5 protein-coding genes and 1 pseudogene are annotated in these 9,430 nt (G+C 35.3%); 1 reads left to right on the top strand and 5 read right to left on the bottom strand.

The window, feature by feature from the left end; genetic code table 11:
- Window positions 1–57: 57 nt before the first annotated feature.
- The 5 genes and pseudogenes from KA858_RS01640 to betB form a co-directional block, all read right to left on the bottom strand.
- Window positions 58–1,442 (bottom strand): annotated as a pseudogene (locus tag KA858_RS01640) (MFS transporter).
- Between the two features lie 12 nt (window positions 1,443–1,454).
- Window positions 1,455–2,630, bottom strand: coding sequence for a M20 family metallopeptidase (locus tag KA858_RS01635; RefSeq protein ID WP_210134846.1), 1,176 nt, complete (start codon window positions 2,628–2,630; stop codon window positions 1,455–1,457).
- Between the two features lie 146 nt (window positions 2,631–2,776).
- Window positions 2,777–5,041: a transcriptional regulator AryK gene (aryK, locus tag KA858_RS01630; protein WP_210134845.1), complete on the bottom strand. Its 2,265-nt coding sequence runs from the start codon at window positions 5,039–5,041 to the stop codon at window positions 2,777–2,779.
- 216 nt (window positions 5,042–5,257) lie between these two features.
- Window positions 5,258–6,967 (bottom strand): choline dehydrogenase, encoded by a 1,710-nt coding sequence (gene betA, locus KA858_RS01625; RefSeq protein WP_107629243.1) that lies wholly within the window; start codon window positions 6,965–6,967, stop codon window positions 5,258–5,260.
- A gap of 139 nt (window positions 6,968–7,106) precedes the next feature.
- Entirely contained in the window at window positions 7,107–8,597 is a 1,491-nt protein-coding gene (gene betB, locus KA858_RS01620; protein ID WP_053028916.1) for a betaine-aldehyde dehydrogenase, read from the bottom strand.
- Window positions 8,598–8,859: 262 nt separating this feature from the next.
- Here betB and cudC point away from each other — a divergent pair, with 262 nt between their 5' ends.
- Window positions 8,860–9,414 carry a choline uptake/conversion transcriptional regulator CudC gene (gene cudC / locus KA858_RS01615; protein ID WP_210134844.1) on the top strand — a complete coding sequence of 185 codons (555 nt, stop codon included), beginning with the start codon at window positions 8,860–8,862 and terminating at the stop codon, window positions 9,412–9,414.
- Window positions 9,415–9,430 lie beyond the last annotated feature (16 nt).

Below are 9,430 nucleotides of genomic sequence, written 5' to 3'. Positions count from 1 at the left end.
CATTTAAGGGGTTCAGTGCCAATTCTTGCATACGCTTCTATTTCATTAAATATCACTCTATGATTTAGATTGTTGTTTAGGAACACCTATGAGTATGACAATAAATGAAATGATTGCCATTAAAATGTTCAACCACAATCCTAACATGGCACCAAAATTAATATTAACCATGGTTGCACCTATACCATATATCGTACCTGATAATGCGATACCAAATGCACCACCAAGTGAAGATGCCATTTTATAAATACCTGATGCTACACCTACTTTATCTTCAGGAGAATTTGAAATGGCAGTGTCTGTTGAAGGTGTCGCATAGAAACCAAGGCCTAAACCGTATAGTAAATAACCAATAACACAAACGACTACATACATTTGTGAAGATAGGAATGTAAATGAGATTAACAATATACCTACCATATTAAGTGCAGTACCTAGTAACATAGGCTTTCTTGCACCAACTTTTTGAAGGATTTTTTCACCGACACGAATCATCAATAATACTGTAATAAGATACGTAATTGAAAGTAATCCTGTATGGAATGTTGAAAAACCTAAACCTTGTTGTACAAATGTGTTCGCAACGATTAACGTACCAGCAACACCATTAAGCATAAAGTTAGAAATTGTAGCACTTGTATACGCTTTATTATTAAATAATTTAAAATCAATTAATGGGTGATGCATTTTCATTTCTACACGTACAAAGATTATCGTTGAAATAATAAATACTGCAATTAACGCTAAAATGATTGGTGAGAATAACCCTAATTTAGCACTTTGTGTAATCACCACATTAATACTTAACATCATAATGACAAACAATGTTAAACCTAAAAAGTCGAATCTTGTATTTGTTGTTTGATTCGATTTTGTTTCAGGTGTTCCTTTAATTAGAAGAATTGCTACAATCGCTACAATGATAGAAATAATATAAATCCAACGCCAACCAATTGCCGTTTCAATCATACGCCAAATAGAGAAGCGAACCCTGAACCACCCCATGAACCAATCGACCAAAAACTTAACGCACGTTGTCGATCTGAACCTTGATAATACGTTTTAATAATCGCTAAGGTAGAAGGCATAATCGCCGCCGCTGATAACCCTTGAATGATACGTCCGAGGATTAACATTGAAGTAAATGGTGTCGCTATAATTAATAATGACCCAATAATACTCAATACTAAGCCAATATATGTCATTTTTACTCGGCCTAATTTATCAGCGAAACTACCCGCACCAACGACAAACATCCCACTAAATAATGCCGTAATACTTATCGCAATACTCGTTGTACCAATACTGCTTGAAAATGAATGTTGTATAGTTGGTACTAAGTTAAGTAGTGATTGCGCAAATAACCAAAATGTAATTACTCCAAGTACAATACCTAATAAAAGTTTATTATTTCCAGTGAATTGTTGTTGTCTCATTTCCATAATGCTCTCTCCTTAACTTAAGTAGTCTAACACGACTGTTCCTACTGCCTCTGCAGCTACTAACATTGATGACTCATCAATTGTAAATTTTGGGTGGTGATGTGGATAAATTTTACCATCTTTTGGTGCAGCACCTGAATAAATAAATGTACTTGGTAATGTTGCTGCATAAAAAGCGAAGTCTTCTGATGGTGGTTGAGGTTCACAAACTTCAATACCTTTGATATCATCTGCATCCGCGTCTTGAATTGTTCGTGCAACATATTGTGTAAATTCAGGGTCGTTATATAATGCTGGATAATCTTTTTTAAATTCGAAATCACACGTTACGCCAAATGTTGCTTCAAGACCTTCAACTAAGCGTCTTAATTCTTTTTCAATTGTGTCACGTGTGTCATCGGTTAACGCTCTAACATCACCTTCAAGTTCTACTGCATCTTTAATCACATTAAATTGACCTTTGCCGTCAAATGAGCCGATTGTAATCACGCCTGTTTCAAATGGGCTTAGTCGTCGAGATACAATCGTTTGTACTTCCGTAACAAATTGAGCGCCTGCTACAATCGCATCATTAGCCATATGTGGTGAAGAGCCATGACCACCTGAACCTTGTACGTTTAATTTGAAGTAGGCACGTCCAGTTTGAACAAATCCTTCTCTATAGAAGACTTTACCGGCTTCCATCGTACTCATTACATGCGCACCTAACACGTGATCTACACCATCAAGTACGCCATCTTTAATCATGCCTTGTGCGCCACCTGGAGGCATTTCTTCTGCTGGTTGATGAATAATAATCACTTTACCTTTAAATTGATCTTTCATTTCTATTAACGTTTCACCTAGAATTAACATGTAAGCTGTGTGCGCATCATGACCACAAGCGTGCATCACGCCTTCATTTTTTGATGCGAACGGTAAACCTGTAGCTTCTTTAATTGGTAAAGCATCAAAATCTGCTCGAATCGCAATCGTTTTACCAGGTTTGCCACTATCTATCGTCACTTTAACACCATTAGGCCCTACATTCGTTTCTACTTCACAATCTTTATCTTTGTAGAAATCCGCTATATATTTTGGTGTTTCTTCTTCTTTGAATGATAACTCAGGATGTTCATGTAAATATCTTCTTATTTCAATCATACGTGCTTCTTTTTCTTGTAAAGTGTTAATTAATTGTTTATTCATAATTCATCTCTCCTCACCTATAATTGTATCGTTTATCTCTCAATTTAATAGTTAATCTATGTCCTCTTAGACACCAAATTGTTTAATTTTTTAATTTAAAAAGGAGAATGACAAAAATTAATGATACATTTTTGTCATTCTCCTAATTATACGTATTTATTTATTTCTATGATATGGATGGAATTCGTCATTACTTTTAAATGATACGTTAGTGTTTCCGCTACTTCTAGTTCTGAAATATCTAATCTAGGGTATGATATACGGTTCACGTAATCAATCGTTTCTTGGTCCATACCATACGTTGTATTATGTTGTTGCCATACACGATATAACGCGCCATTCTCTTTATCTAACGTATAGTGTTTAACTTTATATAGACCACTTTGAAGGTCTTTAATTTCAAGTTTAAAGTTCCGTTTCTCCATTACATTAGGCTGTTCTGAAATAGTGTAATATGGATTATAATGATCAGCATCCCACACAACGATTTGAAGATGCGTATCATCACCCACAACCATACATTCCTCATTGCGGAATCTCACATGAGATTGCAACATTCTAAAGAAATTACTTGTAAAGAATGCAGGTCGCTTGCCATCAAATTGATGATATAAATCAATTCCCATCAGACGATGTTCATTCATGACACCATACTTTTGATGTAATTCGTAGTTCAACCAGTAGCCTACTGTACACACTTTCTCATTGATATCTAATAACTGTTTAAATATAATACCCGCTCTAAAATACTCGCCATTTGTCAAATTAGAATTGCCGGTTAAAGTGTTCCAGTTCAGTAACATAAGTGGAATCGCTTTGTGATTGGCTGGAAGCCATTCGAGTATGGCTTCTACTGTTTCGTTAATATGATTTTTCGCATATTGATACTGTATATCTTCAGACACTTCTAAATTAACGACGTCATTCTGATTGGCTTCAAACGCTAACATATGCACCTTTTCAGCGTGATCTTTAAATAATTGTTTCAAATTATCTTTATTATCACTAACGTCTTGGTCATGCACAATAAATTTCACTTTAGAAATATAATGTTTAAATACATCATATAATTGTACATATTGTTTCAACTCAATGGCATCTATAATCACTGATAGTTGCATGCTACTACTATGTGTGGTCATATTTATAAAATGTTTAAGAATCTCTATCCAATGTGCACAATACGATTGAAATGCTGAAGCGCTACGTGGCGGTCTCAGACGAATACTCAAATGTATTTGATGATTCATTAGGAATAATAAACATTCATCTAACGTCATATATTGATGACTATGTGGAATAATTTCATCTGATGCAACAACATGCTCTCTCCAAGCGTTATCGTTAACTAAATCTTGTACAAGAACCGTATCTAATCCAATTCTATCTTTTACTTCTAATAACTGTTCTCTATAGCGATGTACCCGCAAATTAACAATACTCCCTATTTGAACGATATGGTTATATTTATTTAAGTGCTCAAGACTGTCATCTAACTGGATGTCAATTTCCTTTTGAGGTTCTGCTGATTGAATGACGACATCCATTTGATTATTCACAAACGACGATAAATATTGAATATACCGTCTGATACTTTGCTTATTCATTGGTTTGATATCTGATTGGTGGCTATCTTCAACATGATATTGCTTACGATAGTCACTTGGCGTCATGTGATACCATAATTTAAAGTTTTTAGCTAAGGATGTCGAATTGGAGAATCCATTCCCCAAAGCAACATCGGTAATTGAAATATCAGTGTATTTTAAATCATGTTCAGCATTTCTCGTTCTAACTTTATTAAGATAGCTATTAAACGACGTTCCTAATTTCTTTGTGAATAAACGTGACGTATATGAACTAGATAAATTGATATAGTCTGCTAAGTCATCTAAACCGATATGTTCCATGTAATGTTGATTAATAAATTCTGAGGCAAGACTAGCAAAAACGTCATCTTTATTTTGCTCATGTATCATTTCTTGTCTTGACTGATACGGAATAAATTTCACTAGCATCTCGATTAATTGAATCATCATTTGATCCATATGCAGTTGATGAAACTTTCCCTTTCTTAAATAGGTAATGCCTATTTTAGCCAATAATGTTTTAATGTCATTATGTATTTTCTGAGACACCTCTTCAAAGTGAAAATAAATATTTTTATCTTCAATATAATGAGAGAAATACTTATTTGACAGTCGTAGTGACATATAGCTAACATCTGTATCATCTAGAATCAAAAAATTTTGATAGCTATTAATTAAAATTAAATCGCCAACGTGATATTGTCTATTTTGATTTTCACTTTGACAAGTGACATTGCCTTTTAATATTAAGTTCAATGATAAATAATCAGAAGCGACATCTTCTTTTTTCGTGTCGAACGTGATTTCATAATTTGTATTCAAGAGGTCTTCATCCACCCTTCTAAACCACTTCTTCTTAACTATCATATCAAAATTCAATGACTATGAAGATTGAAAACATGAGATGCAATGCCGAACGGATTAAATAAGGTATTAAAAAGCAAGTTGGGAGCGGAACAGAATTCATTTTGAATTCAGCGTCCCGCTCCCTAAGTTATCTTCTTTTCTATTTTTTAGTATTAATATACTGGTTTACAATTAGTGTTGATAATATGGATCAAATTCCATTGCACCAGCGTTCTCATCACTCACACCATGTTTGTAATAATCAACATATTGTGGTTCTAATGGTTTTCTACCACGGATGATATCTGCTGCTTTTTCAGCAAGCATTAATACAGGTGCATGAATGTTACCATTTGTTGTACGAGGCATTGCTGATGCATCAACAACACGTAAATTTTCCATACCATGAACTTTCATAGTTAATGGGTCTACAACTGCCATTGGATCTGATGCAGGCCCCATTTTAGCACTACATGATGGATGTAATGCTGTTTCACCATCTTTACGTACCCAATCTAAGATTTCTTCATCTGTTTGTACGGATGGTCCTGGTGAAATTTCACCACCATTGAATGGATCCATTGCTTTTTGCGCTAAGATATTTCTAGCTACTCGAATTGCTTCAACCCACTCTTGTTCGTCTTCTTTTGTTGAAAGGTAATTAAAGACGATACTTGGTTTTTCAAATGGGTCTTTTGATTTAATTTTTAAGCTACCACGTGAGTTTGAATACATTGGTCCTACGTGCACTTGATAACCATGTGCTACTGGTGCTTTTTGTCCGTCATATCTTACAGCAATCGGTAAGAAGTGGAACATTAAGTTTGGATAAGCAACTTGGTTGTTAGATCTTACGAAAGCACCACCTTCAAAGTGGTTTGATGCTGCAGCACCTTTACGTGCAAATATCCATTGTAAACCAATCCATGGCATACGTTTAACATCTAAGCTTGGTTGTAATGACACTGGTTCTTTACATTCATGTTGAATATATACTTCTAAATGGTCTTCGAAGTTTTCTCCGACACCTGGTAAATGCATACGCGGTTCAATTCCTTTAGATTTCAAGAATTCTGCGTCACCAATACCTGATAATTGTAATAATTGAGGTGTATTGAACGCACCACCAGATAATATAACTTCACCTGCATCAACCGTATGGTATCTACCATTACGTTTAAATGTTACACCTGTTGCTTTGTTACCATCGAAATGGATTTTAGTAACAAATGCACGTGTTTTAACAGTTAAATTTTTACGTTTCATTGCTGGGTGTAAGTAGGCTCTTGATGCTGATACACGACGTCCGTTATGCACTTGGCTATCGAAAGGTCCAAATCCTTCTTGTCTATAACCGTTAACGTCTTTTGTTTTGTGGTATCCTGCTTCTACACCTGCATCAAAGAATGATTTAAATAATGGATTAGTTGCTGGACCACGTTTCAATTTAATTGGACCGTGATGACCTCTGAATTGGTCAAATGGTGTAGCACCGTATGTTTTCTCTAGACGTTTAAAGTATGGTAAGCAATGTGCATAGTCCCATGATTCCATACCTTCTGGTTCAGCCCAACCTTCATAGTCCATTGGGTTACCTCTTTGGTAAATCATACCGTTTATTGAACTAGAGCCACCAAGAACTTTACCACGTGCATGGTCTACTTTACGTCCCATATGTGGTTCTTCCTCTGTTTGATAAATCCAATCGTAAAAACGATTACCTGATGGGAACATTAACGCTGCTGGCATTTGAATGAATAAATCCCAAGGATAGTCACTACGTCCTGCCTCTAACACTAATACATCTTTATCTTTATCTTCTGTTAAACGATTACCTAATACTGAACCGGCACTACCGCCACCAATAATGACGTAATCATATGATTTCTTTTTACTCATTATAAATTCGTCCTCCCTTAAATTGATTATGATGTCTTTATATTTCACGCTTTTAAGTTCGATACGTACAACTTTATAACTCAAATAAATAGAGTCGCATAGTTGATTTATATTACGACTCTATTGCTCTTGCATGGATTTGTTATTTGCTAAAGAAGTTAACTGGCTCAGGATTTGTATTAGTTAAAATATGTTTACTAGTTAAATATTCTTCTAATCCTTCTTTACCTAGTTCACGTCCAATACCTGATTGTTTATAACCACCCCATGGTGCTTGTGCGAAGTATGGATGGAAATCATTGATCCAAACTGTACCAAGTTTTAATTTATTGGCTACACGTTGTGCTTTACCGATATCTTTAGTGAAGACTGCACCTGCTAAACCATAAATAGAGTCATTAGCTAATTTAATTGCTTCTTCTTCACTATCAAATCCTTCAACAGTCACAACTGGACCAAATACTTCTTCTTGAACGATACGCATTGACGTATCACAATCAGTGATTACTGTTGGTTCAAAGAACAAGCCAGCTTGTAAATCTTCTCGTTCTGGGCGTTTACCGCCAATTGCGATTGTAGCGCCATCTTCTTTTGCAATTTCCATGTAGTTTTCAATCTTACTGCGGTGTTCTGTAGAAATTACAGGTCCCATCTCAGTATCATCATCGAAACCATTACCAAGTTTGATTTTACCTACACGATCAATTAACGCCTTCTCAAAGTCGTCTTTAATATTGTTGTGTACTAAAATACGTGACCCTGCTGAACATACTTGACCTGCGTGGAAGTAACCACCATTCAAGGCTTGATCCACTGCAACTTCAAAGTCAGCATCATCAAAAATAATATTAGGGTTCTTACCACCAAGTTCTAATGCAATATTAGTAACATGATTAGCAGCATTCTTCATGATATGTTTACCTGTTTCAATGCCGCCTGTGAATGAAACTAAATCTACTTCTTCATGACCTGATAGTGTATCTCCGATTTCTTCACCACTACTTAATACTAAGTTGATAACACCTTTAGGGAAGCCAACTTCTTCCATCAATTCGAATACACGAATTGTAGTTAACGGTGTGATTTCACTTGGCTTCATAACAAGTGAGCATCCTGTTGCTAATGCTGGTGCAATCTTCCATGAAGCTTGAAGTAATGGATAATTCCAAGGTGTGATTTGTGTTACGACACCAACAGGTTCCTTAACGACCTTACTTTCAGTGTTTGGAATTGGTGAATTGATGATTTCGCCACCATCTTTATCTGCTAATCCAGCGAAATAAGTAAATACATTGGCGATATCATCCATATCTGCATATGATTCTCCTAATGTTTTACCAGTATCTAATGTTTCTAATTTAGCTAATTCATCACGATGCTCTGTAATTTTATCTGCAATCGCTCTTACTTTTTTACCTCTGACTTCACTTGTTTCTAATGACCACTCGGCATCTTCAAATGCGCGACGTGCTGCAAGTATTGCTCTTTCTGCATCTTCAGCAGTACCTTCTGCAACCGTAAAGATAACTTCTTGGTTATAAGGATTAATAATATCTCTTGTATTTTTATTTGAACTTTCTACCCATTCACCATCGATATACTGACGGTTAGACAATTTCTCTACAAGTTCCATCAAACGACCTCCGTTAAGTTTGTTAAATTTTTATTTAACGAATTTTACAGAACTAGGTTATCATACTTTTCATAGCCTTGCAAACGATATAAAACGACACAATTTTTGAGATAGACTTGAAAATACAGTGTTAAAAGTGCTAATAATAAATATGCGATTTTGAAACTTTTCACCAAACACTTTATAATGATTTAGAATTGAAAAATGAACGTCTTCGTTTATTTCTCTTTAAAAAACTAATAAGTAACAATGGAGGTGCACCATGGCACGTTCAACGAATTATGACCAAAAAATTGAAGAAGCAAAAGATCTTGTTATCAATTCAATCGGTGAAACAATGGATTTGTATGGTACAAACCGTAGCGTCGGTAATCTATACGGCACAATGGTCTTTGAAGGTAGTATGACGCTTGATGAGATGCGTGAACATTTGCAAATGAGCAAGCCGAGCATGAGTGCTGGTGTCAAGAAACTACAAGAATTTGATATTGTGAAACAGCAATTCACTCGTGGCAGCAGAAAACAACACTTCATTGCAGAGAAGAACTTCTTCCATTTTTTCCGAAATTTCTTTACACAAAAATGGGAGCGTGAAGTTGACACGAACTTAGAAGCCGTTGAAAAAGCGCAATTATTGTTAGATGAAACATTAAAAAACGCTGACTTAGACGAAGCATCTAAAGCAGAAGTTGATAAAATCCAAGCACAATTAGATCATACAAAGCAATATTGTAAATGGCTTGAAAACTTAAGTAACGCGATTGAAAGTGGCCAAATCTTCGAACATTACTCAATTCCAGAAAAAGAAGATATTTAAAAAAGCTAGAAGATTT

It is taken from the genome of Staphylococcus sp. GDX8P80P (genome assembly GCF_017893095.1).
Taxonomy (GTDB): domain Bacteria; phylum Bacillota; class Bacilli; order Staphylococcales; family Staphylococcaceae; genus Staphylococcus; species Staphylococcus borealis.
Note: the sequence above shows the minus strand (reverse complement) of the source record. Positions and strands in the feature narration are given on the sequence as shown.